Annotated in this window: 21 protein-coding genes; 6 read left to right on the top strand and 15 right to left on the bottom strand. The window is 65.9% G+C overall.

Annotated elements, in window-relative coordinates; all coding sequences use genetic code 11:
* Nucleotides 1-7: 7 nt before the first annotated feature.
* The 5 genes from M2336_RS01060 to M2336_RS01040 form a co-directional block, all read right to left on the bottom strand.
* Nucleotides 8-1,051 (bottom strand): aspartate-semialdehyde dehydrogenase, encoded by a 1,044-nt coding sequence (locus M2336_RS01060; RefSeq protein ID WP_264573593.1) that lies wholly within the window; start codon nucleotides 1,049-1,051, stop codon nucleotides 8-10.
* Nucleotides 1,052-1,334: 283 nt separating this feature from the next.
* Complete coding sequence (locus M2336_RS01055; protein ID WP_264573592.1) at nucleotides 1,335-1,682, bottom strand: glycine zipper 2TM domain-containing protein; 348 nt, start codon at nucleotides 1,680-1,682, stop codon at nucleotides 1,335-1,337.
* A gap of 112 nt (nucleotides 1,683-1,794) precedes the next feature.
* Nucleotides 1,795-3,144: a PepSY-associated TM helix domain-containing protein gene (locus M2336_RS01050; protein ID WP_264573591.1), complete on the bottom strand. Its 1,350-nt coding sequence runs from the start codon at nucleotides 3,142-3,144 to the stop codon at nucleotides 1,795-1,797.
* A gap of 159 nt (nucleotides 3,145-3,303) precedes the next feature.
* On the bottom strand, nucleotides 3,304-3,702 hold the full coding sequence (locus M2336_RS01045; protein WP_264573590.1) for a hypothetical protein: 399 nt from the start codon (nucleotides 3,700-3,702) through the stop codon (nucleotides 3,304-3,306).
* 71 nt (nucleotides 3,703-3,773) lie between these two features.
* Nucleotides 3,774-4,082, bottom strand: coding sequence for a DUF1244 domain-containing protein (locus M2336_RS01040; RefSeq protein ID WP_264592495.1), 309 nt, complete (start codon nucleotides 4,080-4,082; stop codon nucleotides 3,774-3,776).
* Nucleotides 4,083-4,165: 83 nt separating this feature from the next.
* Here M2336_RS01040 and pyk point away from each other — a divergent pair, with 83 nt between their 5' ends.
* Nucleotides 4,166-5,623 carry a pyruvate kinase gene (gene pyk / locus M2336_RS01035; protein WP_264592494.1) on the top strand — a complete coding sequence of 486 codons (1,458 nt, stop codon included), beginning with the start codon at nucleotides 4,166-4,168 and terminating at the stop codon, nucleotides 5,621-5,623.
* Between the two features lie 155 nt (nucleotides 5,624-5,778).
* On the opposite strand, the gene M2336_RS01030 is transcribed toward pyk, so the two are convergent.
* The 4 genes from M2336_RS01030 to M2336_RS01015 form a co-directional block, all read right to left on the bottom strand.
* Nucleotides 5,779-6,357, bottom strand: a complete 579-nt coding sequence (locus M2336_RS01030; protein WP_264573588.1) for a nuclear transport factor 2 family protein — start codon at nucleotides 6,355-6,357, stop codon at nucleotides 5,779-5,781.
* Nucleotides 6,354-7,352, bottom strand: a complete 999-nt coding sequence (locus tag M2336_RS01025) for a hypothetical protein (protein ID WP_264573587.1) — start codon at nucleotides 7,350-7,352, stop codon at nucleotides 6,354-6,356. The genes M2336_RS01030 and M2336_RS01025 overlap by 4 nt, the downstream gene beginning before the upstream one ends.
* Before the next feature lie 107 nt (nucleotides 7,353-7,459).
* On the bottom strand, nucleotides 7,460-10,039 hold the full coding sequence (locus M2336_RS01020; RefSeq protein WP_264592493.1) for a TonB-dependent receptor: 2,580 nt from the start codon (nucleotides 10,037-10,039) through the stop codon (nucleotides 7,460-7,462).
* Between the two features lie 282 nt (nucleotides 10,040-10,321).
* On the bottom strand, nucleotides 10,322-11,800 hold the full coding sequence (locus M2336_RS01015) for an MFS transporter (protein WP_264573585.1): 1,479 nt from the start codon (nucleotides 11,798-11,800) through the stop codon (nucleotides 10,322-10,324).
* Nucleotides 11,801-11,939: 139 nt separating this feature from the next.
* Between M2336_RS01015 and M2336_RS01010 the strand changes: the two genes are divergently transcribed.
* Together M2336_RS01010 and M2336_RS01005 are read left to right on the top strand one after the other, a co-directional pair.
* Entirely contained in the window at nucleotides 11,940-12,842 is a 903-nt protein-coding gene (locus M2336_RS01010) for a CmcJ/NvfI family oxidoreductase (RefSeq protein ID WP_264573584.1), read from the top strand.
* Nucleotides 12,843-12,940: 98 nt separating this feature from the next.
* Nucleotides 12,941-13,423, top strand: coding sequence for a MarR family winged helix-turn-helix transcriptional regulator (locus M2336_RS01005; protein WP_264573583.1), 483 nt, complete (start codon nucleotides 12,941-12,943; stop codon nucleotides 13,421-13,423).
* 16 nt (nucleotides 13,424-13,439) lie between these two features.
* On the opposite strand, the gene M2336_RS01000 is transcribed toward M2336_RS01005, so the two are convergent.
* Nucleotides 13,440-14,939, bottom strand: coding sequence for an ATP-binding protein (locus tag M2336_RS01000; RefSeq protein WP_264573582.1), 1,500 nt, complete (start codon nucleotides 14,937-14,939; stop codon nucleotides 13,440-13,442).
* Nucleotides 14,940-15,110: 171 nt separating this feature from the next.
* On the opposite strand from M2336_RS01000, the gene M2336_RS00995 reads away from it, so the two are divergent.
* Genes M2336_RS00995 through M2336_RS00985 form a run of 3 tightly spaced genes read left to right on the top strand, consistent with a single transcriptional unit; the run spans nucleotide 15,111 to nucleotide 18,674 of the window.
* On the top strand, nucleotides 15,111-16,271 hold the full coding sequence (locus M2336_RS00995; protein WP_264573581.1) for a PepSY-associated TM helix domain-containing protein: 1,161 nt from the start codon (nucleotides 15,111-15,113) through the stop codon (nucleotides 16,269-16,271).
* Nucleotides 16,268-16,447: a hypothetical protein gene (locus tag M2336_RS00990; protein ID WP_264573580.1), complete on the top strand. Its 180-nt coding sequence runs from the start codon at nucleotides 16,268-16,270 to the stop codon at nucleotides 16,445-16,447. The genes M2336_RS00995 and M2336_RS00990 overlap by 4 nt, the downstream gene beginning before the upstream one ends.
* Before the next feature lie 43 nt (nucleotides 16,448-16,490).
* A complete protein-coding gene (locus tag M2336_RS00985) occupies nucleotides 16,491-18,674 on the top strand; it encodes a TonB-dependent receptor (protein WP_264573579.1) in 2,184 nt (727 codons plus the stop codon).
* Between the two features lie 74 nt (nucleotides 18,675-18,748).
* Here the strand turns inward: M2336_RS00985 and M2336_RS00980 are convergent, their stop codons facing one another.
* From M2336_RS00980 to M2336_RS00960, 5 genes are all read right to left on the bottom strand, one after another.
* A complete protein-coding gene (locus M2336_RS00980) occupies nucleotides 18,749-19,789 on the bottom strand; it encodes an amidohydrolase family protein (RefSeq protein WP_264592492.1) in 1,041 nt (346 codons plus the stop codon).
* Nucleotides 19,786-21,057 carry an MFS transporter gene (locus tag M2336_RS00975; protein ID WP_264592491.1) on the bottom strand — a complete coding sequence of 424 codons (1,272 nt, stop codon included), beginning with the start codon at nucleotides 21,055-21,057 and terminating at the stop codon, nucleotides 19,786-19,788. The genes M2336_RS00980 and M2336_RS00975 overlap by 4 nt, the downstream gene beginning before the upstream one ends.
* A 125-nt stretch (nucleotides 21,058-21,182) precedes the next feature.
* Nucleotides 21,183-22,376 carry a glycosyltransferase family 2 protein gene (locus M2336_RS00970; protein WP_264573576.1) on the bottom strand — a complete coding sequence of 398 codons (1,194 nt, stop codon included), beginning with the start codon at nucleotides 22,374-22,376 and terminating at the stop codon, nucleotides 21,183-21,185.
* A gap of 102 nt (nucleotides 22,377-22,478) precedes the next feature.
* Nucleotides 22,479-23,363, bottom strand: a complete 885-nt coding sequence (locus tag M2336_RS00965; RefSeq protein WP_181560593.1) for an EpsD family peptidyl-prolyl cis-trans isomerase — start codon at nucleotides 23,361-23,363, stop codon at nucleotides 22,479-22,481.
* 367 nt (nucleotides 23,364-23,730) lie between these two features.
* Nucleotides 23,731-24,213, bottom strand: coding sequence for a PRC-barrel domain-containing protein (locus tag M2336_RS00960; RefSeq protein ID WP_264573575.1), 483 nt, complete (start codon nucleotides 24,211-24,213; stop codon nucleotides 23,731-23,733).
* Nucleotides 24,214-24,253 lie beyond the last annotated feature (40 nt).

Below are 24,253 nucleotides of genomic sequence, written 5' to 3'. Positions count from 1 at the left end.
ATGGATTTTAGCGCCCGGCGAGCACTTCGCCGATCTGGACGGCATTGAGCGCGGCGCCCTTACGGAGGTTGTCGCCGACGACGAACATGGCGAGGCCATGCTCAACCGTGCGGTCCGGACGCACGCGACCGACGAACACCGGGTCAGCGCCCGTCGCATCGAGCGCATTGGGGACGTCGCTCACCACCACGCCCGGCGCCTTGCCGAGCAGCGCCAGCGCAGTCTCCGCATCGATCGGCCGCTCGAACTCGGCATTGATGGAGAGGCCGTGGCCGGTGAACACGGGCACGCGCACGCAGGTGCCGGAGACGGGCAGGCCGGGAATCTCGAGGATCTTGCGGCTCTCGTCGCGCAGCTTCAGCTCTTCCTCGGTATAGCCGTCCTCGCCCAGCACATAGTTGAGCGGCACGATGTTGTTGGTGATCGGCACCGCCCACTTCTCGGGCTGGGGCACGAAGTCGGCCTTGCCGTTGAAGGCGAGCGCGGCGCCCTTGTCGCCCACGGCGGCGATCTGTCGCGCCAGCACGTCGATGCCTTCCATGCCGCCACCGGAGACGGCCTGATAGGTGGCGACGATCAGGCGCTTGAGGCCGGCGGCTTCATGCAGCGGCTTGAGCACGGGCATGGCGGCCATGGTGGTGCAATTGGGGTTGGCGACGATGCCCTTGGGCAGGTTCGCCAGTGCGTGCGGATTCACTTCGGAGACGACGAGCGGCACCTCTGGATCGGAGCGCCAGGCCGAGCTGTTGTCGACCACGATAGCGCCCGCTGCGGCGACCTTGGGCGCCAGCGCCTTGCTGGTAGAGCCACCGGCGGAGAAAAACACGATATCGAGGCCGGCGAAGTCGGCGGTCGCGGCATCTTCCACCGTCACCTGCTGGCCCTTGAACTCGACCTGCGAGCCGGCCGAACGGGCCGAGGCGAACAGACGCAGCGTGCCGACCGGGAAATCGCGCTCGGCGAGCAACTGGCGCATCATCGAGCCAACCAGGCCGGTGGCGCCGACCACGCCGACATTCAGGCGGGCATCGGGGGAAAAGCGGGCAACCATCTATACGTTCCTTCCTGTTGATTGAAGGACGCGGCGGTCAGGCTTTCGTCTGGAAAGTCGGCCCCGCGCACTTCGCGGGGCTTCCTGTCCGGCTGATCGTGGCTCTTTAGGCCGCGCACATCCGAACCGCCCCGCTGATGCGGGTCGGTTTGGTAATAATCGGCTGAACGATCATCATGGACATGGCGCGCGCCTCTAGCGAGCGTCGCGCCTCCTGTAAATGGCAAAGATGCCTGCTCTCGGGGGAAAGCAGGCATCGATGATGTTCAGAGTTCGGGGTGGATCAGCGGCAGCGCACCTCGCCCCGGTCGATCGAGCGACCGAGCAGGCCACCACCAACTGCGCCGAGCAAGGTGCCAACTGTGCGGTCACCTTTGGTATCGATCGCGCGGCCAGCCAGCGCGCCGACGCCGGCACCGATCAGCAGACCGGTGGTGCCGTCATTGCGCTTGCAGCGATACCGGCCATCGTCACCGCGCCATATGCGGTCGTTATGGGAAAGGGCGCGGCCATTGTCCCGGTCTTTCGCGCGTTTTCCGTGCGCGGGCGCCCAGTGCGGCGGATCGGCCACGGCCGGCGCCATGGGCATCGCAAACGCCATCAGCGCCGTGGCGAGCAGGATCTTCTTCATCGGACTCATCCTCGTAATATCAAACAAGCGACCGGCACGTATCGCGCCGGCTCGTGCTGAATAACGCCGCACAACCGCCCTTGTTCCGGCGGTATCACGACTCATCGCTCGATCAGCCCGCCATGGCGGCTCGGCTTCGCCAGCGTCCCATCAGCATGTCGAGCGCCAGGGCGGCCGCCAGCGTGAGGCCGGTTAGCGGCAGGCACAGGCCGATGGCGAGCATGACCGCCGCGACGCCGCGCGCCTTGCGGGGATCGGCGGGCCGGGCAGGCGCCTCCAGCCGGCCGTTCTTGCGGCGTTTCCACCAGAGCACGGGCGCGGTCAGGCACAGCAGCATCAGCCCGAGGCAGCCTAGCAGCATCAGCGTGCGGTTGATCTCGCCATATTGCTGGCCCTGATGGGTGGCGATGCCCCATTCGATCGCCCGCGCGCCGATGCCGAAATGCGCAAAGCGGGCATCCTGCATGACCGCGCCGCTTGCCGGATCGATGTAGATAGCACGCGCATCCTGCGCTCGGCGCACGGACTGCGAGATGAGATAGGGCGCGCCGTCCGCCATCGGCAGGGTGAGCGTCCAAGGGGCGGCGAGGCCGCGCTTGCCGGCGATCTCCGCAGCCCGGTCGGCGCCGATGTCGTCGCTGCCCGATGCGGCGGGCGGCGTCGCTTCCTGCATCGACCAGGGCAGGCTCTGTTTCCCGCCCTCGTCATGGCCGTGGCCGTGATGCGCGCGTGGCGCCGGCGCCTCCCAGGGGTTGGGACCGGGCGCCTTGGGGCGGCCCAGTTCCGCACGGGCGACCCAGCCCTGCAACTGCTTGCCCGAGAAGCCGGACCAGGGCAGGCCGGTGATCGCCAGAAACAGGATCACCGCACCGGCGAGCAAGCCGGTCGAGGCATGCAGATCGCGCCAGAACAGTCGCCCACGCGCCTGCCCGCGCAGGCCGACGACCGGGCTGCCGCGCCGGGGCCACCACAGGTAGAGCCCGGTCAGCACCAGCAGGATCGCCCAGCCGGCGACGATCTCCACCAGCGCATTGCCCACCGGTCCGGTGATGATCAGGCTGTGCAGATCGCGCACGGTCTGCATGATGCCGCCGGCCTGCGCGGTGCCGAGCAGCTTGCCGCGATAGGGATCGACAAAGGCGAGCCGGCGCGCGCCGTCCGCGCCATGCAGGGTCATGCGCCAGCTCTCTGTCGGCTCGGCAGGCCGCTGGATCTGGCTCACCTGCTGGCCGGATTCCCGCTCGACGGTGGCGATCATCTCGCTCAGCGGCTGGGGCGCATCCTTTGGCGTCACATGCGACCAGTCCGCATAGACCAGCCGTTCGATCTCCGGTTTGTAGAGATAGAGCGCCCCGGTCATCGCCATCCAGAGCAGTATCGGGAGGACGATCAGCCCGGCATAGAAATGCCAGCGCCACACGGCCTGATAGAAGCCGCCGCCGGTCGTGGAGCGCGCGCTCATCGGCGGCTTCCGGCGGACAATGGGGCACGGGCGAGGGGAGGGCGGCGCATGGCTGCGCAGCAGTAGAGCAATCGGGTCATGAAAGGATCAGCCTTGACGGGCAGCGCGCGGGCGCGTGCCGAAATGGGGATGTCGTGCGAGGCGACAGCGAGGGGAGCGTCAGGGCTGATGCGGCGGGCCGGTCTGCGGGGGCGGCGGCGCGGCCAGACCGCGTCCGATGCTCACGGCCGTGCTCGGGCTGACGATGGAAACCGTCGCCATCGCCACGGCGATCTGCGCGATCGCGGGCGGGATGCTGTCCAGCGAGGCGCCGATCCCGGCAAAGGCGCAGGGCGCATCCGGGGCGGTGTTCTGCTTGTCCTGCTGCTTGCGGACGGTGCCGTCCGCATCGATCCAGCCGGTGACCATGCCGGCGCCAGTGCAGAGCACGACCGCGGGACCGTTTTGCACGGCGGGCATGAAACCGGCCGGCACCAGCAGCCGCGCGAGCAGCACAAGCGCCAGCAGCCCGGCGATCAGGCCTCGGCCCGGTGCGGTGCCGGTATCAGTGCGGATCATGCGCGCAGGCATGTTCGCGCTTTAGGGGATCGCGCGCCGCTTGAGAAATGCCTTTTTAGACGTGACGTCGCTCAGTGATTGTTCTTCGCGACGCTGTCCTTCATCCGCGCGAGCTGCTCAGGCGTCGCCTCGGTCTGGTAGCGCGTCTTCCACTCATCCTGCGGCATGCCGTAGATAAGTTCGCGTGCAGCGGCCTTGCCCAGCGTGCCGTCGGCCTCGGCCACCCAGTCGGCCAGGCAGTTGCGGCAGAAGCCCGCCAGACCCATCAGATCGACATTCTGCGCATCGGTGCGGTGACGCAGATGGTGGACGAGCCGGCGAAAAGCTTCTGCCGCTGTCTTGTCATCGAGCGTGTCTATCGTCATTGCTTGCACCTTCATGTCCGGTTCCAACCTCGGGCCACGCCGGTGGCCGCCACGGCATTCGCCATGTGGGCAGAGAACGCACCGAAGCAAGAGGCCAAATGAAGAAGCTCACTCCCCGCACCCGCAAGGTCCGCATTCTGGCGACTCTCGGCCCTTCGAGCAGCAGCGAGGTGATGATCCGCAAGCTGTTCCTGGCTGGCGCCGATGCCTTCCGGCTGAACATGAGCCACGGCACGCACGACGTTCATGCCGCCAATGTCGCGATCATCCGGGGACTTGAAAAGGAATTCGGCCGCCCGACCACCATCCTCGCGGACCTTCAGGGACCGAAGCTGCGGATCGGCACCTTCGCGCAGGGCGCGGTTTTTCTGGAAAAGGGCGCCGCCTTTCGGCTGGATCGCGACCCCGCGCCCGGCGACAGCAGCCGCGTCACTTTGCCGCACCCGGAGATTTTCGCCGCCGCGCAGGAAGGGATGCGCCTGCTCATCGATGACGGCAAGCTTGTCCTGCGCGTGCGGGCGGTGCGTGACGATTTCATCGATACGCTGGTCGAGGTCGGCGGCTCGCTGTCCGAGCGCAAGGGCGTCAACGTGCCGGACGTCGTGCTGCCGATGGCGGCAATGACCGAGAAGGACCGGCGCGATCTTTCCTTCGCCATCGAGGCGGGCGTGGACTGGATCGCGCTCAGCTTCGTCCAGCGGCCCGATGACCTGGCCGAGGCGCGCAAGCTGATGGGTGGCTATGGCTATCTGCTCGCCAAGATCGAAAAGCCGGCCGCGCTTGGCCGGCTGGAGGAAATCGTCGAGATGTCCGACGCGGTGATGGTCGCGCGGGGCGATCTCGGCGTGGAACTGCCGCCTTATGCCGTGCCGCCGCTTCAGAAGCAGATCGTGGAAAGCGCCCGGCGCTTGGGCAAGCCGGTCGTCGTCGCCACGCAGATGCTGGAATCGATGATCAAGGCGCCCACGCCGACCCGCGCCGAGGTGTCGGACGTCGCCACGGCGGTCTATGACGGCGCGGATGCGGTGATGCTCTCGGCGGAGACGGCGGCGGGCGACTGGCCGGAGGAAGCCGTGGCGATGATGGACAGCATCGCCCACAGCGTCGAACATGATCCGGGCTATCTGGACCGGCTGCACTTCACCAAGACCATGCCGGACCCGACAACGTCGGACGCACTGGCCGGCGCCAGCCAGCACATCACCAACACGGTCTCGGCCAAGGTGATCGTGTGCTTCACCACCTCGGGCAGCACCGTGCGCCGCATCGCGCGCGAGCGGCCGGGCGCGCCGATTCTCGCGCTCACCCCGCGCATGGATACCGCGCGGCGCATGGGCCTCATGTGGGGCGTCCATGCCGTGCGCACCAAGGATATCGGCAGCTTTGAGGAAATGATCGGCAAGGCCAAGCGCATGGCCATGCGCCACGGCTTTGCCGGCGCGGGCGACAAGATCATCGTGCTCGCCGGTGTCCCCTTCGGTACGCCGGGGTCCACCAATGTGCTCCATGTCGCGACCATTCGGGGCGACGAGCTGCGCACCCACCGCGAGGAGTGAGGCGCTCCGGGCGCGCCTTCTGCACCTAACCCCCGTCATTCCGCGAACGCGGGAATCCAGCTGCAACGCTGCTCGTCAACGCGAGGCCGAACTGGATTCCCGCGTTCGCGGGAATGACGAAGGGTGAGGGCGAGCCGGCGACGTCGTCCTGTCCCTCAGTTCTTCACGGCGCCCTGCAATTGCGGCGGCAGCGGTGGGCGCTCTGGATTGTCGCCATCGCGCCATGGGATCACGCCATGGCTGGTGCGCGTCTTGATTTTCCAGGCGCCATTCTCGCGCACGAAATGATCGACATAGCGACCGGCCAGCGTGGTCGCGGGTCGGTTCTCGCTATCGGCAGTGTAGAACATGTAGCGGGAGCGAGCGACGGCGGTGTCGCCAGTCACGTCGATCACCTCGGTGGTAACGAGGTGGAAGCTGCGCTTGTTGACGAAGCCCGCTTCCGGCTTGCCCAGCTTCTCCTCGAGCAGCTTCTGGATCGCCGCCGGCCCGGTGGCGCTGCCCAGCCCGCCGGACCAGGTGCCGTCGCTGGCGAACAGCCCGGCATAGCCGGCATAATCGCGCGCATCGAGATATTCGCCATAAGCGACGATCGCGCGGCGGATCGCCTCGCGGTCCTCCAGCACCTGCACGCGTGGGGCGAGCGCTCCGTCAGGAGTGCCACCCTGCTGCGCCATCGCCACACCGGGCGCGATCAGCGCCAGAGCCAGCGCTGCCCGCAACAACGCGCTCATGGCAGCGTGTCCAGCTTGCGGCTCTCGATCGTCCACGCGGGGTCGCTGCACAGCTTGCAATTCTCCCCGACGAACCACGCTCGCCCCGCCTTGTCGCCGCGCAATTGCCAGTCGAGCCACGCCACCACTGCCTGCGCCGCGCGCCCACCATTCGGCTCGGCATAGGTGCCAGCGTGCGTCACGTCAGTGTTGATCACGGCGGAAGGGATGTGGGTCAGCCGGGCATAATCGTCCATGCCATTGGGGTAGGCGATGTCCGTCTTGCCGCCGAGCACATAGAGGGTCGGCTTGTCGATCTTCTGGAGCAGGCTCTTCTGCGCAGACATCTCGCCCGAGCCGCCCGGGACCGGACCGTTCATGATACCGCTGTTCATGATGACGAAGGTGCTGACGCGCTTGTCGCCGGCATATTTGAGCGCCTGAATGCCGCCACAGGAATAACCGGAGGCCGCGACATGCGCAGTGTCGATCTTGCCCTTGAACGGGCTGCCCGCGCGGCCATTCTCGGCCGCAGCCCAGTCGATGGCCTGCCCCAGCTGCTGGTAGCGCGTCTTGTCGCGATGCTGCTCCCAGCTCTGCGGCGTGACGGTCACGCCCGGGCCGCTGTAGATGCCGCCCGGCGCGATGACGAGATAGCCATGGGAGGCGACCTCCAGCAAATGCTGGCGGGATGAGGCGCCATCTTCGGTGCAGGCGCCGTTGCCGAACACATAGACCGGCATCTTGCGAGCGCCCAGCGCGCTCAGGTCGGCGGGCTGATAGACGACGAAGCCGGGGAAATTCTCATATTGCCGTTTGATGGCCTTGTATGGCCCGGTGCCTGTGCTGTCTGGCGCCCGGCTTTCTTCCATCATCTGGATGGCGGCCTGTGCGGCGAGATCGGCGCCAACTCCCGGGGGCGGCGCTGAACTCGGCTGGGCCTGGAGGGCCGCCGGGACGGTCATCGCCAGCAGGGACAGAAGGAATGCGCTCGAACCGGTCCGCAAATATGTCATGCCACTCTCCCAATTTATCATTCTGCCGTCGCCCCAGCGACAAAGAGGAGAGGGTTGCCCCTCTCCTCTTCTTTCTATCGGATCAATCTGTGTTGCGCACCGCTTGATCAGAACTTGCGGCGCACGGTCACGGCCCACTGGCGCGGCAGGCCGGGCTGAGCCGTCGCATACCAGGCGTTCGTGAACTTATTGAGATAGACCAGCTTGTCGAACAGGTTGGTCACTTCCAGCGCGACCGACCAGTCCTTGTCCACCGTCTCATAGGTCAGGCGGGCATTGGCCAGGGTGTAGCTGTCCACAATGGCGATCGGCGTGCAGAGGAAGTCGCCGCAATAGCCGTCCGTATAAGAGACGTCGATGCGCGGCGTCAGCGTGCCAACATCACCCAGATCAGCCTGATACTGCGCGCCCAGGCTCCACTTCCACTTGCCCACGCCGGGCCGGCTCGCGCCGACGACGATGGAGGTCGTGGGATAGTTGATGGAGGTGAACTTGAAGTCGGTGAGGCTGAGCGAACCGTCGATGGTGAAACCCTCGACCGGGCGCAGCGTGGTTTCCAGCTCGAAGCCGTTCACGCGGGCATCGCCGATATTCAGATACTGGCCGCACAGGCCGGGTACGCCGCCCTGGTTGACCGGAAGCGGATTGTTGTTGGAGTCGAGGCAGACCTGCGGAATGCCCTGGTAGTCGGTATAGTCCATGCGGAAGCCGCTGGCGTTGATCCGCAGCAACCGATCGAACAGGTCCGCCTTGATACCGATTTCATACGACTTCAGCTTTTCCGCGCCGAACGGACGAATCTGCTGGAAGCTGTACGGACGGGGTGCCACGCCGCCACCCTTGAAGCCGGTCGCGAACTGCGCATAGGCCATGATGTCGGGCGTGATCTTGTAGGAGAGCGCCGCACGATAGTCGGTCAGCGTTTCCTTATAGGTACCAACCTGGCCAGTCAGCGGATTGGTGGCGTTGCTGAGCGGCAGGTAGTCGCCGACCCCATTGGGGTTGAGGCGGTTGTAGAGATAGTCCTTCTTCTCGTGGCTCACGCGGATGCCGGCTTCCAGTGTCAGCGCAGGCGTGATGTTCCACGCAACGTTACCGAAGCCGGCATAGGTGCGCAGGCTGGCTGTATCGTCATTGATGAACGAGAAGGTCGGCTTGGCGATCACGCACGCCGGGAGCGCGCCGCCGCAAGGGGAAACGGCATATTCGCCGAAGCCCGAGAACGGCGTGTGGATGCGGGCGTTATAGCGCGTGTCCGCATCATAATAGAAACCGCCGATGGTGAAGGAGATCGCATCGTCCAGCACCTTGCCCGAGAGGCGCAGTTCCTGGCTGAACTGCTTGTGCGAGAAGTCGCTGTACACACCGCCGATGAAAGCGATCGGCGAGTTGTCGTTGTCGTCCGAGCTACGCGAATCATATTTGCGGTAGCCGGTGATCGACTTGAGCGCGAGATTGTCGCCCAGCGTGTAGTTGATCTCGGCGGACACGCCCCAGCCTTTCACACCGCTCAGGGGTTCGGCATAGGTCGGGCCATTGGGGGCGCCGGCCGTGCCAGGACCACCCGCGGAAGCCGTCGTCGCCGCCCGATAGGTCACGCCCGGATCGTAGAAGTTGGCGTAGGTCGCATAGGGATCGTTCAGCACCGCGCCGGCGCGACGATACTGGCCGTAGGTCACGAAGCGGTTGTCGAACGGCGCGCCCTGATAGGGAATGCTGTTATTTTGCCGCCCAGTCAGCTCGGCGCTGGCGATGAGCACGGAGGCCTGCGTCGTGGAGGTGTCGTGGGTGTAATCGCCCGACAGGTTGATCTCCAGCGGGCTGCCGACCGGCGCAATGCGCAAGGATCCGCGCACGGCGTACATGCTCTGGCCGCCCAGCGTGCCGAGCTTGCAATTGCCGCCCGATGCCAGGCTGGGGATCGCCGCGCCGCCCGGCTGCACCACGCTGGTGCCCGGCTGCACATAGGGATCGTTGGGATTGAGGCAGGCATAATCGTAGCGCGTGACATGGCCATCGCGGTTGCGTGACACGCCAGTGATGCGGGCGAACACGGCATCGGGCACCACGGTGAAGTCGGCGCTCGCCTTGATGTCGCGGCGGTTGAGCGAGCCGGCGGTCAGTTCGACATAGCCGCCTCGGCCTTCGGGCTTGCGCGAGTAGAGCTTCACCGCGCCGCCCAGCGAGTTCATGCCGGCCAGCGTGCCCTGGGGGCCGCGCAGCACTTCGACGCGCTCGAGGTCGGTCAGGTCGAAGGCCGAGGCCGTGACGGTGCCGAAATAGATATCGTCGACATAGATACCCACGCCTGGCTCGACCGAGGGGCTGGCATCGCCCTGGCCGACGCCACGGATGTAGGCGCGCATCGAGTTGCCCGAGCCCGAGGGGTTCTGCTGTAGGATGACGTTCGGTGCCTGCGCGGTGATGTCGGTTAGGCGCGTCTGGCTGCGTGCTTCGAGCTGGTCGCCGCTGATGGCGGTGATTGCCAGCGGAATGTCATGCACATTCTGCGCACGCATCTGCGCGGTGACGATGATGTCGTCGACATTGCCCTCGGCGGCGCCCTGCGGCGCGGCGGTCTGGGCAGTTGCCGGCATTGCGAGCATCAGCGCGCAGGACAACATCGTCCCGGCGCTCAGCGCCATGCGCGACACGGTGCGTGCGCGGTTATGACGAACTTTGTTCATTGGTGAATCTCCCCTCCTCTTCGCTTTGCCGGTCGTTTCTTCGCCCCCGCGCGAGCCGCCTGCCCGCCTCTGTCAGGCGGAAAGGTCGGGCGGCTGTCGCCGTTGAGACGCAATGACCGGCAGCCAGACGACGCGGCGCAAGGCTCTCATGGAGCGCCCCGTCCGTCCGTTGGCTAGGAAGCTCACTATCCTTTTGCCCGAAGCGAGGCTTTGACTGAGATAGAGCCACGCTTTGACGCAGACGGAAAAGCAGCGGGGTCGCGCGGAGGCTGTAGCACTCATCTAAACCTCCTCGCTGCGAATCGCGCGCAGGCCCCGCGTCTCGCGCCCGGTCACGGCGGCACCGGTATCCTTCGCAAGACGGGCATAGAAAGGCGCGGCGGCTAGCGCGAGGCCGGCAAAGACCAGCATCGCGATCTGGAAATCGGCGAGGGTCGGTTCCGCGACACCAAGCGAGAGCAGGTTGAGCAGGGCGGCCGCGGCGGAAATCGCCAGCGCCTGCGAAATCTGGTTGGCGATATTGCCGAGCACCGTCGCGCCGCCGACTTCGCTTTGCGGCACGTCGGCAAAGCGCAGCGCCATGATCGCGGTCATGTGGACCGAGCGGGCCATGCCGACGAAGACCATGATCGCCACCAGCAGCCAGAAAGGCATGGTGGGCGTCAGCAGCGCGCAGGCGGCAAAGGAGAGCGCCATGGTCACCACGCCGCTGGTCAGCGCCAACCGGATGCCGAGCCACCGTACCGAAGGCGTGGCGATCGCCTTGAGCGCCAGGTCACCGGCATTCTGGGCGAGCAGCAGCAGCCCGGCCTGAAAGGCGGTGAGGCCGAGGCCGACCTGCATCATCAGCGGGATGATGAACGCCGTCGCCATGAAGGCCGTGCGCGCCGGCATTCCCGCGCCGATCGTGGAAACGAAGAAACTGCGGTGGCGCAGCGCATCGAGCGGAACGACCGGGTGGGGCACGCGGCGGATGTGTCGCCAGCACAGCCAGCCCAGGAAAATCCCGAGCGCGATCAGCGGCAGCCCTTGCTGCCAGCCCCCGCCCTTGGCGCCCAGCCGCTCGAACCCGGCAATGATGCAGGCCAGGAACCCGCCGACCAGCGCAAAGCCGCGCCCGTCAAAGGGCCTTCGCTCCACAGCATGGATATTGGGGATGAAGCGCAGGGTGAGGACAAAGGCGAGGAGGCCTGTGGGCACGTTCAGGAAGAACACCCAGCGCCAGTCCAGAAAGGTGGTGATGAGGCCGCCGATGGGCGGGCCGATCACCGGCGCGATCAGGGCCGGGGTGGAACTGATCGTCATTGCCGTGACAAGATAGCGTTTGGGCGTGATGCTGAGCAGGGCGATGCTGCCCACCGGCACGATCAGGGTGCCAAAGGCCGCCTGACACATCCGCATCGCCAGAAAGACCGGAAGATTGGGCGACAGGCCAGCCCCCAGCGAGGCCAGCACGAACCCAAGAATGGCAAGCGTGCAGACCCGGCGCGTGCCGAAGCGCTTGCCCACCCAGTCGCTGATCGGCAGGACCAGCACGGTGACGAGAATATAAATGGTGATCGTCGCGCTCAGCAGGGTCAGCGGCACGGCGAAGTCCTGAGCCATGCGCGGCAGGGCAGTGAGCAGCACCATCAAATCAATGGCGACCATGAAGGACGTGGCGGCTAGAACGATGGCGGCCAGCCGCGAGCGACGCAAGGCCGCGGCGTCGTCCGACGCTATGCTGGCTCCTCCCTCGGATGGATTGTTAGTCAAACTCATTCTGCGCCAGCCATGACAGGCGCGCGCGCGTTCGCCAAGAGGCGCCGAAGAATAGTTGCCGATGCAGGCGCTTGCGGGGGAGCGGGATAGCCTGCCATGGTGCGGCAAAAGAGTCGGGCGTCGCTTAGGAGAGCAGATAATGAGTAATGAGGTCATGGATCCCGAAGCCACGGTGCGCAGCGTCGAGGCGCAGCTTCAATATCTGCTGCCCGGCCCCGCGATCAATCGGCGGTTCGTCTCCGCCGGGGTGGAGGTGAACACCGGCCGCTACGGGCCATTCCCCGTCACGATCCGCGACGCGCGCGCCATCCGTCCGCATTTTACGCTCGATCGGCAGGGCTTCGTGCTGCTCGATGCGCCGAGTGACGTCGCCGATTTCACCGACCGGGACGAGGTCAATCGCGTCTACCCGGGCGAGGTCTCCCGCTATGTCCAACAGGCGACAGGCGCCGATCTCGTCGTCGTCGGTGGCTGGATGATCCGCACGTCCGGCGATCTTGCCAGCCGGCAGAAGAAGCTGGATGCGCCCTATCGCCATGCCGAGGGGGTGCAGCCGCCTGCTGGTGAGGTGCACGTCGATACCGATCCCGCCCGGCAGCAGCGCGCGGCCGAGACCGCCTATCGCAAGGCCCGTCCGGACGGGCCGGGGTTCCGCCGGTTCATCGTCTCCAGCTTCTGGCGCAGCTATTCGCCGCCGCCGCAGGATTGTCCGCTGGCTCTGTGCGATGCGCGCAGTGTCGGCGATGATGAGGGCACCACCAATATCCTGTGGATCGTCGACAAGATCCCCGAAGGCGACGCCATGTTCGCGCCGATGGACGATGATCGCCAACCGGCTGCGCACATCTTCCGGCACAATCCCGCTCACCGCTGGTGGTATTTCTCCAACATGGTGCGGGAGGAAGCCCTGCTGTTCAAATTCCACGACAGCGACCGCAGCGGTGCCTGGCGGGTGCCGCATACGGCATTCTGGGATGACAGTCTGCCCAACGCGGTGCCGCGCGAGAGCATCGAATGCCGCAGCATCGCATTTTTTGAATAGCCCGTTGGTCCACGATCCAAATAGTCGGGCACCACAATCATTGCTATAAGTTACACAAGCGGCAAGCCAAATAAGGCACCGGGTCGAAGGGGAGTGTTATGAAAGACGGGAAGCGGCCGGAGGAGACCGGCCTGAACTGGGGTGCGCTCGATCAGGCAGTAGGCACAGTCGTTCGGCTGTTACGGAATGAGCTGTCGGTGCGGATCGTGGACGTCTATTCGTCCTTCGGCCTTCGCCACGGCGCCCTCTCGACCATGGCGCTGATCGAGGCAAATCCCGATTGCTCCCAATCCGAAATCGCGCGGGAAGTCGCGATGGACGACTCGGCGATGGTGGCGATCATCGACGATCTGGAAGCCCGCGGTCTTGCCCGCCGGATGCGCTCGACGCGGGACCGGCGGCGCAACACGCTGTCGCTCACCTCGGAAGGCCAGCGCCTCGCCGCGCAGATGATTGCCCGCGCCCAGGATGTCGAGCAGCCGATTCATGATGCCTTGTCTGAGGAAGAGGTGAAGACGCTGCAGCAACTGCTGCGCCGGGCCTATGAGGCGATGCAGAAGTCTCCGCCAGCCACTGCTTAGCGCATCCTGGCGGCGGTCAGCCTTCAGCCGGGGCGGTGGCCAGTCCGAGTTCGGGAATGCCAACCGAACGCCGCCCACCGAAGTCGGTCCGCACGACGATGAGGTCGCCCTTTTCCAGATAATCCAGCAACCGCCGGATTCGCCCCACCGAGCGCGTCCCATAAGCGCGGGCCAGCGCCTCGTCGTCGGGGCAGGGCTGCCCCTTGATCGCGGCGCGGGCAATGAGCAGGAAGGGCGCGAGCACATCGTCCTGCACCCGGCTGGAGAGCGCGAGCGCGGCCTGCCAGCGCGGGTCTTCATCCTCCTCGCCGCCCGCCACGGCGACCGCGAAGCGCCGGCGGAAGCTGAGCAGATCAATGCCGGGATTGCCGATCCGCTGCATCCGGCAGCGCACCGCGAAATCCTGGAATAGCGCGGCGGTCGAGCGATAGGTGCAGTCTTCTTCCGCAGCCATGTCGGCCAAAACCGCGCGGATCACCGGCTCGCGGGCAGGGCGATCCGGCGTCTCGGGGGCGGCAGGGCCGGTTGTTTCGATGCCGGACTCTTCAGCGACTGATGCAATGTTGGCGGCTTCGGGCGGGTCTTCGCGCTCCAGTCGGGCGCTGTTGTCGATGGCCGGGGGCGGCGCGATCAGCGCGGCGAACAGTTCGGGCTGCTCCTCGCCGGGCTGCGGCGCGAGCAGATCCTCGAGATCACTGGTCGGCTCGCCGGGCAGCGGAATGAGGGAATGGGATGAGGTGCGCGCGCTCGTCTTCACCGCGCCGATCTTCACGGAGACCGGGCGGCGGCTGATCGCCGGGCCGAGCGCGAGGAAGCGCCCGCGCTCTAGGTCGCGGATCTGCTCGGCCTGCCGCCGCTCCATGCCCAGCAGGTCGGCAGCGCGTGCCATGTCGATGTCGAGGAAGGTGCGCCCCATCAGGAAGTTGGACGCCTCTGCCGCGACGTTCTTCGCCAGCTTGGCAAGGCGCTGCGTGGCGATCACGCCAGCAAGGCCGCGCTTGCGGCCCCGGCACATCAGGTTGGTCATCGCCGCGAGCGACATGCGGCGGATATCGTCGGCCACTTCGCCGGCAGCGGCCGGGGCAAACATCTGGGCCTCGTCGACCACCACCAAAGCGGGATACCAATGCTCGCGGGGCGCATCGAACAAAGCCGCGATGAACTGGGCGGCGCAGCGCATCTGCGCTTCCAGCTCCAGCTCGTCCAGCGCCAGCACCACGGAAGCGCGCCGCGCCCGGACCTTGGCCGCCAGCGTCTCGATCTCGCCGGGATTATGCGCCGCGCCGTTGATTACGATATGGCCGAACGGCTCGGCCAGCGTGACGAAATCGCCTTCCGGGTCGATCACCACCTGCTGGAGCAGCCCGGCGCTTTCCTCCAGCATCCGGCGCAGCAGATGCGACTTGCCAGACCCGCTATTGCCCTGAACGAGCAGCCGGGTGGCCAGCAGTTCTTCCATGTCCATGGGCACCGGCGCGCCGTGCGCGTCCGTCCCGATCACGATTGAAGAGGTCACCGCGCCGTCATAGCCATGGACAGCGTGGGGGCAAGGATTGGTTGAGCTTCGCGGTCGCTCGGGCGGCCATGCGATGCCGGGCGGCACGGTTCACCGTTGGCGTGTTGCAATTGCGAAGTGTTCCGATTAAGCGGCGATGCAAATCGCTCGCAATATCAGGATTCCTTGTCGTTGAACACGCGCAGCATCCGCGTCTGGTATCTCGTCCACAAGTGGGCGAGCCTGATTTGCACGGCGTTCCTGCTGATGCTCTGCCTGACCGGCTTGCCGCTGATTTTCCATGACGAAATCGAGGTGATGACCGGGGAGGCACCGGCAATGCAGGGGGCGGGCTCCTCCGGCGACGGGCCGGGCTTGCAGCCGCTGGATGTCATGCTCGGCAAGGCACTGGCCGCGCGACCGGGCGAGGTGCCAGTGTTCATGGCCTTCGACAATGAGACGCCCATCCTCACGGTCACCACTGCCCCGGCACCGGATTCACCGGGCAGTGCCATGACCATCCAGCTCTTCAACCGGGTGACCGGGGAGCAGGCGGGGCAAGTGGTCGAGGACGGCGTGATGCACTTCCTCCTGCAACTCCATACCGACATGTTCATGGGCCTGCCGGGCATGCTGTTCCTCGGCGCGATGGGTGTGCTGTTCTTCGCCGCCATCGTTTCCGGCGTGGTTCTCTATGCGCCCTTCATGCGCAAGCTGGAGTTCGGGACGATCCGGGTCAGCCGCAGCCGCCGGCTCAAATGGCTGGATTATCATAATCTGCTCGGCATCGTGGCGCTGGCCTGGATGAGTGTCGTGGGCCTGACCGGGGTCATCAACGCGCTCGCGACGCCCATCATCAAGGTGTGGCAGATGAGCGAACTGGCCGAGATGACCGGTGCTTATGCCGGTCGCCCGGCCTTGCCGCCCGAGCGCTATGGTTCGCTGGACAAGGCCATGGCCGCCGCCCGGCAGGCGTTGCCCGGCAACAATCCCCAATTCATCGCCTTTCCCGGCGGCTCGTACAGCAGCAAGCACCATTATGCGGTTTTCTTCCAGGGTAACACGCCGCTCACCCAGCGCGCGCTCACCCCGGCGCTTATCGATGCCGAGACGGGCGAACTGACCGATGTGCGGCCGATGCCCTGGTACACGCTCGCCTTGCTCTATTCGCAGCCGCTGCACTTTGGCGATTATGGCGGGCTACCGCTCAAGCTGCTGTGGGCGGCGTTGACGCTGTTCACCATCGTCGTGCTGGGCTCGGGCCTCTACCTCTGGCTCGGCAAGCGCCGCGCCCCGCTGGCGGCCCGTGTGCGGGAGGTCGAGAGCGGCGGCCTTGTGGCGCCAGCCGAATGAGCCGCCGCGCGCCGCTCGGCCGCATCTTCGCGATGCCGCTCGCCCTCGCCCTGCTCAGCATCGTCGGTCTGGTCAGCGCGCTGACCGGCGATGGCTGGGCCGACGCTTTGTCCTGGATCGCGCTGGCGGCGCCGCTCGCTGCCACCCTCTGGGCCTTTCGATATCGCCGATCATGAGAACAAGCCGCGCATGCAAGCGCGTTTCAAAGGGAAAAGACGCATGAATTTCCATCGTTCCAGCCAAATGTTGAAAGCTGCGCTGATCGCCTCGGTCGCCGCGGTGGCCATGCCGGCCGCGGCGCAGGAGGCCAGCGAGATCATCGTCACGGCGCAGCGCGAGAATCGCAGCGCGGTGACGCTTGGAGGCAATGTGGGCGTGCTTGGCGAGAAGTCTGCCGAGAATGTGCCCTTCAGTGTAAAGAGCTATAACGCGGCGCTTATTCTCAACCAGCAACCGCAGACGCTGGGACAGGTGCTGGAGAACGATCCCTCGGTCCGCACCACCTACGGCTTCGGCAATGCCGCCGAGCAGTTCGTTATCCGCGGCTTCCCCCTGTATGGCGACGACGTCGGGCTGGACGGCCTCTACGGCATCACCCCGCGCCAGCTCGTTGCGCCGGAGCTTTACGAATCCGTTCAGGTCCTGAATGGCGCTAGCGCCTTCCTCAACGGCGCAGCGCCGGGCGGGTCCGGCATCGGCGGCAGCGTCAATCTCGTGCCCAAGCGGGCCACGGGACGCCTCAGTCGTGCGACCCTCAATTATACCTCAGGCGAGCATTTCGGCGGCTCGCTCGATCTGGCGCGCCGTTTCCCTGCTGGTGCGGGCACCATGGGCGTCCGGATCAACGGCGTCGCGCGGGGCGGGGATGTCGCAATTGATGGCGAGTATCGCAGCACCTATGCTGTCGGCGCCGCATTCGATTATGATGGTGGACCGCTGCGGATGTCGCTCGATCTCGCGTATAACCGCGTGCATGTGCGTGGCCTGCGCCCCAAGGTGACCATCGCATCCACCAGCATTCCGGCAGTGCCCGAGGCGGATGTCAATTACGCGCAGCCTTGGACCTACACCACGATGCGTGACATCTTTGGCCTAGCTCGTCTGGAGTATGACCTGGCGGACAACGCCATGCTATACGTCATGGGTGGCGCGCGCGACGGGATGGAAGACGGCATTTATGGGGGCATCACCGTGTCGGACGCCGTGACGGGCGCCGCCAGCGGCAATGGCCTGTATGTGCCGCGCACTGATAACAACGAGGCTGTGCAGGCCGGCATCCGCATCAATCTGGCTGCTGGGGGGATTACCCACGAGTTCAACATTGGCGGCTCGGCGACCTGGCAGGTCAATCGCAACGCCTATGACTTTCTCTACGGGCCCGGCTTCGCAGGTTTTGCTACGAACCTCTACGACGCGCAGCCGGTTACTATTCCCAGCTCGGCCCTCGTCGGCGGCGATCTGGACAATCCCTTTCCGATCAGTCGCACCAAGCTGTTGAGCGTGTTTGCATCCGACACCGTTGGCCTGCTGGGTGATCGTGTCCTGCTGACGGTGGGTGGACGTATTCAGCAGATCAGGACCAGCAGCTACTCCTATGGCAATGGGGCGCTGGATTCGGCATACAAGAACAGCGCCCTCACGCCGGTCGTCGGTCTGGTGATCAAGCCGGTGGCCGGCCTCTCGCTGTTCGCGAACCGCATCGAAAGCCTGGCGCAGGGACCCGTGGCACCCTTGTCCGGCTTCTACCCCGGTTTGGGAACTTTGCCGGTGAGCAACGCGGGCGAGATTTTCCAGCCCTACCGCTCGGTGCAGTATGAGGTGGGCGGAAAGCTGGCCCTCGGCCCGGTCAGTGCAAGCCTCGCCGCCTTCCAGATCGAGAAGCCCCTTGGGCAGGTGGCGCCCGACCCCACAAATTCGGCCGCGCTGGTCTATGATCTCTTCGGCACGCAGCGCAACCGAGGTCTCGAACTCAGCGTGAGCGGGGAACTGACGCCCGGCTTGCGGATCATCGCCGGAGGCTCGGTGATCGAGGCAGAGCTTCGGGATACGCCGGGTGGCCTGCAGGATGGCAACGGGGCGCAGGGCGTGCCGGATTATCTGCTCAACGCCAATGTGGAGTGGGATCTCCCGTTCCTGCCTGCGCTTACGCTGACTGGGCGGGTGGTGCAGACTGGCAAGCAATGGCTAGATACTGCCAATACCTTGCGGCTGCCTTCGTGGACTCGCGTCGACGTCGGTATGCGCTATGTGGCGGTGGTGGCGCAGCGCCCGCTCACCCTGCGCTTCAACGTCGATAATGTCGCGAACGAGCGCTATTGGGCGTCGGCTTACGATGCCTTCGGCCAGACCCTCCTGCAGGGCGCGCCGCGCACCTACAAGGCGTCTCTGTCCGTCGATTTCTGACCGGACTGTCACCACAAAAAGGGGCCGGACGTCGATGACGGCCGGCCCCTTTTGCTAGGTTTAGTCAGTCGCCGTCAGTCGCTGAGCGGCGCGATGTGGAAGATGCGCTCGGCATTGCCGTGGTACAGCGCGTGGCGCTCCGCCTCCGTCACCGGCGCCGCATCCATGAAATCCACAGCCGGCTGCTGCGGCTGATAAGGGTAATCGATCGCCCAGAGCACATTATCGATGCCGAGCTTGTCGATGGTGTAGCGCAGGGCCAGCGGGTCCTCGACGCCGCTCGTCGTCACCACAAAGTTACGCTGGAAATATTCCGCGATGCTCAGTTTCGTCTTCGGCGCGCGGCTGATCTTCTGGGCGCGGGTGTTCATGAAATTGATGCGCCAGATCCAGAAGGGGATGGCCTCACCCATATGGCCGATGCAGATCTTGAGCTTGGGGAAGGCATCGAACACGCCGCTGGCCATCATCCGCACGACATGTGTGCCGACCTCGACGCCATAGCCCCACATGGCGCTGTCCATGCCGTAATCCTGCAAAGGCCCCTTCAGCGTGTCGGAGGCGGCGCGCGGGTGGATGTAGATGCAGGCATCGAGCGCTTCGGCGGCTTCGAGGCAGGGCCAATATTTGGGATCGTCCAGATATTCGCCATGGGTGTGGCTGTTGAGGATGAAGCCGTTGAGCTTCAGATCATTGATCGCCCGCTCCATTTCCTTTGCCGCGCGCTTGGGGCTGTGGGGGGCGAAGCTGGCGAGGCCGGCGAAGCGGTCCGGGCGCTTGCAGCAGATCTCGGCCAGCCGATCATTGGCGAGCGCGGCCAAGTCCGTCGCTGTGTCGGCATCGAACATCTGCACGCCCGGCGCGGTGAGCGAGAGCAGGTGCATGTCCACGCCCAGCGCGTCCATCTCCGGCAGGCGCTTTTCCTCGATGTCGAGCAGCCCGTCGAGGAAGTTCATCGCCGCATAGCCGGTCGCGTTTTCGGGCGGGTCATAGATGCCGCCGACGAGCAGCTTGTCGAGGCTTTGCGATGGCCCGCGCGTCACATCCCGCAGGGCATGGGCGACCTCGGGGATCGACCAGGCTTCTTCGGTGGCGATCTTGCGCATCTTCGTCATCGGGCAGTCTCCATGATGGGGGCGGAAAGGGGAGCCGGGCTGTCCTGCGCGCTGGCCTCGGGGGCGGCGCGGCCGGTCCGGCGGGCGAGCCAGAGCGCCAGCGCGGCCGCGATCACCAGCGGGATGACCGGCAAGATGAAGAAGGTGCGCGGCGCCGACAGGCCGAGCAGCACTGCGAGCGAGCCGACCAGCGGCCCGGCGATCGAGCCGACGCGCCCCATGCCGAGCGCCCAGCCAAGGCCGGAGGCGCGCATGGTCGCCGGGTAAGTGGCCCCGCACGAACCATTGAGGCCGTTCTGGGTGCCGGTGCTGAACAGGCCGACCAGCACAAGCAGCACGGTCAGGCCGACAATACCCCAGTCATGCACCGTGATGATCGCCAGTGTGAGCGCGCCAAGCCCCGCAAACAGCGCCACGACCGACCAGTTGCGGCGCACCAGCAACAGGCTGGCGACCACACCGCCGACCACGCCGCCGGCATGGGTGCCGGTGGCGATCCATGAGGCGGTGGTCGTCGAATAGCCCTGATCCTTGACCAGCAGGGGCACCCAGCCGCTCACCAGATAGACGACCATCAGCACCAGCGCGAAGATGATCCAGATCGCGATCGTGCGGGCACGCTGCGCGGGGGAAAGGATGGCCGAAAGCCCGCGCTCGCCCGGTGCATGGGTCTGTGCGCGGTTGAGCACCGGGCTTTCCGGCAGGCCGATCCACAGCAGCGCCGCAATCGCGATGGGCAGGAGACCGCCGAGGATGAACAAGCTCTGCCAGCCATAAGGCGCAAGCAGCTTGGCGGCGGCGATCCCCGCGAGAACCCCGCCAAAGGTGATGCCGATGCCGACCAGCGCCGTCGCCCGCGCGAGATATTTGCGCGGCGCCAGTTCGCCGGCCAGCGCCAGCGCATTGGGCAGCACGGCGCCAAGGCCGATCCCGATGAGGAAGCGCAGCACGATGAGTTGCGTGAGGTTGGTCGCCAGCGCGCCGACCAGCGACATGATGCCATAACCGATACAGCAACTGATCAGGATCGTCCGGCGGCCCAGCCTGTCGCCTTGCGGCCCGATGAACACGGCGCCGATCAGCACGCCGAACAGGCTTGCGGAGAGCAGCGGGCCGATCTCGGCGCGGCTGACGCCAAAATCTTCCAGGATGGAGGGCGCGGCGAAATTGGCGGCCTGCAGGTCGAAGCCCTCGACCATCAGCGCGATAAGGATCAGCAGGAATCCACCCCAGCCGCGCGCGCTCGTCGCTTCGCTCGTTCCCGTCATGCCCTCTCCTTCACCTGCTGGCGTTGCGCCATCATAGCGCGCTTTGCGGCGGCCAATGCAAGTTGAAAGATCATCAATGCGAGGCTGTTGAGCGGTTCAGGGCACCGGTTTGGCGCCTCGCTTCATCACTCGCCTTTGCGGCGCGTGCGCACCCATTCGGTCTCGCGCTTCTTGACCAGCCGCAGATAGACGGGGACTTTCCACAGAATGTAGAGCGGGATGCGCGCTAGCGTTGCCGCCGAGACCGTGTCGCGCCCGTCGCGCATCCAGGCGAGGGCTAGTAGCAGCGCGACCAGCGTCAACAGACCCGCCAGCGTAGCAGGCGCGGCAGCGGTGGCGCCCAGCAGCGCGAGCCCGGCGCTCACCACAAGCGCGATCAGGCTCAGGCTCATCAACAGGGCCAGCGGCGGCACGAGCAGGCTCAGGCCGAACCAGGCGAGGCTGGGCCTGGCCTTGGCCACGCCTTCAAGCACGACCGGCGCGCCTTGCTGCAGGGCGGTCTGGATATAGCCATGCTCCCAGCGCGCCCGCTGCGTAAGCGTGTCGCTCTGGCTCGCTGGGTCGCTCCAGGTCGTCGCGGCCTCCAGATAGAGGGGCGCTGCGCCCGCTCGCGCGAAATGGAGGCCGAGCACAAGGTCTTCGACCAGGTGGCTCGTCGCCAGCGGCGCCGATTCGATCAGGGCCCATGGGAAGGCCATGCCGGTGCCGCCGAGAATGGCGGGCGATCCCAGAATCGAGGCGCCGCGCTGGCGAACGCGATTCTTGATGAGCATCGCAAAGTTGGAAATCTGCGTCATCGCCCCGTCATCGGCGGCCGAGCGGAGCAGGTAGCAGCTCTGCACCGGGCGATGGCTGGCGCAGGTCGCGTCGATCAGCGCGCGCAGCGACGCACCGTCGATTTCGCAGTCGGCGTCCAGCACCACAATACAATCCGGCGGCGCGGTGTCTGTCGCAGCCTTGATCCAATCCCGACCGAAGGCCAGCGCATGGCCCTTGCCGCGCTGGCTGGGGTCATTGCGCTCGATAACCTGTGCCCCGGCCGCGCGCGCGGCGGCGGCGGTGTCGTCCGTGCAATTGTCGGCAATGACGATGAGGCGGATATGCACATCCAGCGCCGGCTGGAGCAGCGCGATGGTACGGGCAATGCCGGCGGCCTCATTATGGGCGGGCATGAGGATGATGGCGCTATGGGGGGCGGCAGTGCGCGGCCTTGCCGGGCGGCCGGCGATCAGGCCCAGGGCCAGCTCCACGGCCAGCACGGCCAGCAGGAGCACGGGTATGGCAATGATGAGCCAAGCCAGAGAGTCGAGGATCATCATGCCTTCATTCCCGCGTCTGGCGACTGGCGCGTCGACGCTTCGAGGGGGTGGAGAGGAGGCTGGTGCCTCCTCTCCTCATATCGTGCGGAAAACGCCTCGCCGTTACTTGGCGGCGGGCGCCGCGGCGTTGCCGGCTGCGGGCAGGGCGCCGGCGGCCTTGGCATCGTCCTTGGGTGCATAGCCCGGCTGATACTCGATCTTGGCCTTGGCCTTGGCTTCCTTCAGGCGCGATTCGCCGATCTTGTTCAGCTCCTCGTTGCGCATGGCCTGCGCGGCGATCTGGCGGGCCTGCTCCTGCGGAACCGGGGTCGCTTCGCTGCCGGTGATCACGCTCACGACCAGCTTGCCATTGGCCGGCACGATGAATGGCTCGCCCGGGGGCAGCGCCTCGATGCGGGCCAGCATCTGCGGATCGATCACGGCGGTGTCGAGCGAGCCCCGGCCACGCTCGAAGGCGATGCCCATGGCTGTCAGGCGGGATGCGACCTCATCGAGCGTCTTGGCGGTTTCCAGCTCCTTGAGGCCATCCGGCTTGGACGGCGGATCCATCTGCAGCTGCTCGAGGGCGAAGCGCTTGCGCTGCGCGAAGGCGTTGGGGCGCTCGCTGATATATTTGTCGATGGCGGCGTTATCCGGGACCTTCACCGTGTCCATCGTCTTGCGGCCGTACAGGTTGACGAGCAGCTGCTCGCGCATCCGGCGCTCCTGCGTCAGATATTCCGGGTCGCGGTCCAGCCCGGCTTCCTTGGCGGCCTGCACCAGCAGCCGGCGGTCGACCATGCGCTGCAGCACGCGGCTGCGCACCATGTCCTTGTCGGCGCTGGCAGGGACGTTGAGATCGGCGATCTCGGCGTTCAGTTCGGTCAGGGTGATTTCCTCACCATTGACCACGGCCACGACCTGACCTTCGGCTTTTTTCTCGCAGCCGGCGATCGTGAGGGAAAGGGAAGCGAGCGCAACGAGCGAGACGTTCCTCAGCAGTGACATCCATAGTCTCCAGAACAAGCGTGAAGTGGTAAAAATCGGTTCTCGGTTGAAGGCCCGGCGATCCCCCGATCGAGCCTGTCATCCTAGAAAGCAGTGGGTGAGGCAAGATGCCTACAAATCATTACATGTGCGGCGGGAAGATTGCGGCCAGTATATGCCCGGCCATCGGCTGCCTGAGCATCCCCCTCATCTTGTCGAGCAACATGGATCGGCTTGTCGTACTTTGTGGCACCTATTAACTCGCCGCTGGACCGTGAACAAGCGGCAACCATGGCAGCCGCACCGGGATCGGACAGGGGCGTCCTATCAGCCCGGCGTTAATATTAGGTGGATTGTCGCGGGTGCCAGACGTGGCCGGCGCTTGCCCTCAACGGACGTTGGCTGCTCCGTGAGACGGCGCCGAACCGGCGGTGGCAGCTGCGGGCTGGCCGGTCGGCGGGTCAGGATTGGCCTTGGGCAGCGCGGCGATCTGCGCAGGGGTGAGGCTCGTGACGATCGTCCAGTCATCGCCGTCGCGCAGGGGCGCGAGACCATCGAGGGGGAGATAGACATGCTGCTCGGGCATGCTGCCTTCGACCGCGATCACCAGCCCTTCGACAGCACCGCCGGGGCCGCGCTTCAGGGCGATCACATCGCCCAGTTCGGTGCCGTCGGTATCGACCAGTTCGGCATCGAGCAGTTCGCGTTCGGTCAGATTCAGCGCGGCCTTGCCCTTGGCGGCCTGAGAGCCGGGATGGGCGATCAGCTGGACGGCAGGCTCATCGGGATGCTGATTGGCCGCGTCATCGCGACCGCTGCAGGCCGCTAGTAGAAGGGCCAAGGCGAGCGCGGCCGCAGGGTCGATTTTCACCTATAGTCTCCACTGTTGCGGCGCATTCGCATGATGGCCG

This window comes from Sphingobium sp. B1D7B, from assembly GCF_025961965.1.
Lineage (GTDB): Bacteria > Pseudomonadota > Alphaproteobacteria > Sphingomonadales > Sphingomonadaceae > Sphingobium.
The sequence above is the reverse complement of the archived record's forward strand: the minus strand, read 5'-3'. Positions and strand labels throughout refer to the sequence as shown.

What these genes read in the sequence shown, in the direction of transcription:
- M2336_RS00980 (WP_264592492.1), bottom strand. Translation starts at nt 19,789, where the DNA reads ATGACGAAGATGCGCAAGATCGCCACCGAAGAAGCCTGGTCGATCCCC.
- M2336_RS01040 (WP_264592495.1), bottom strand. Translation starts at nt 4,082, where the DNA reads ATGAAGGTGCAAGCAATGACGATAGACACGCTCGATGACAAGACAGCG.
- M2336_RS01015 (WP_264573585.1), bottom strand. Translation starts at nt 11,800, where the DNA reads ATGAGTTTGACTAACAATCCATCCGAGGGAGGAGCCAGCATAGCGTCG.
- pyk (WP_264592494.1), top strand. Translation starts at nt 4,166, where the DNA reads ATGAAGAAGCTCACTCCCCGCACCCGCAAGGTCCGCATTCTGGCGACT.
- M2336_RS01020 (WP_264592493.1), bottom strand. Translation starts at nt 10,039, where the DNA reads ATGAACAAAGTTCGTCATAACCGCGCACGCACCGTGTCGCGCATGGCG.
- M2336_RS00990 (WP_264573580.1), top strand. Translation starts at nt 16,268, where the DNA reads ATGAGCCGCCGCGCGCCGCTCGGCCGCATCTTCGCGATGCCGCTCGCC.
- M2336_RS01030 (WP_264573588.1), bottom strand. Translation starts at nt 6,357, where the DNA reads ATGAGCGCGTTGTTGCGGGCAGCGCTGGCTCTGGCGCTGATCGCGCCC.
- M2336_RS00970 (WP_264573576.1), bottom strand. Translation starts at nt 22,376, where the DNA reads ATGATGATCCTCGACTCTCTGGCTTGGCTCATCATTGCCATACCCGTG.
- M2336_RS01060 (WP_264573593.1), bottom strand. Translation starts at nt 1,051, where the DNA reads ATGGTTGCCCGCTTTTCCCCCGATGCCCGCCTGAATGTCGGCGTGGTC.
- M2336_RS01025 (WP_264573587.1), bottom strand. Translation starts at nt 7,352, where the DNA reads ATGACATATTTGCGGACCGGTTCGAGCGCATTCCTTCTGTCCCTGCTG.
- M2336_RS01045 (WP_264573590.1), bottom strand. Translation starts at nt 3,702, where the DNA reads ATGATCCGCACTGATACCGGCACCGCACCGGGCCGAGGCCTGATCGCC.
- M2336_RS01010 (WP_264573584.1), top strand. Translation starts at nt 11,940, where the DNA reads ATGAGTAATGAGGTCATGGATCCCGAAGCCACGGTGCGCAGCGTCGAG.
- M2336_RS00985 (WP_264573579.1), top strand. Translation starts at nt 16,491, where the DNA reads ATGAATTTCCATCGTTCCAGCCAAATGTTGAAAGCTGCGCTGATCGCC.
- M2336_RS01050 (WP_264573591.1), bottom strand. Translation starts at nt 3,144, where the DNA reads ATGAGCGCGCGCTCCACGACCGGCGGCGGCTTCTATCAGGCCGTGTGG.
- M2336_RS00975 (WP_264592491.1), bottom strand. Translation starts at nt 21,057, where the DNA reads ATGACGGGAACGAGCGAAGCGACGAGCGCGCGCGGCTGGGGTGGATTC.
- M2336_RS00965 (WP_181560593.1), bottom strand. Translation starts at nt 23,363, where the DNA reads ATGTCACTGCTGAGGAACGTCTCGCTCGTTGCGCTCGCTTCCCTTTCC.
- M2336_RS01055 (WP_264573592.1), bottom strand. Translation starts at nt 1,682, where the DNA reads ATGAAGAAGATCCTGCTCGCCACGGCGCTGATGGCGTTTGCGATGCCC.
- M2336_RS01005 (WP_264573583.1), top strand. Translation starts at nt 12,941, where the DNA reads ATGAAAGACGGGAAGCGGCCGGAGGAGACCGGCCTGAACTGGGGTGCG.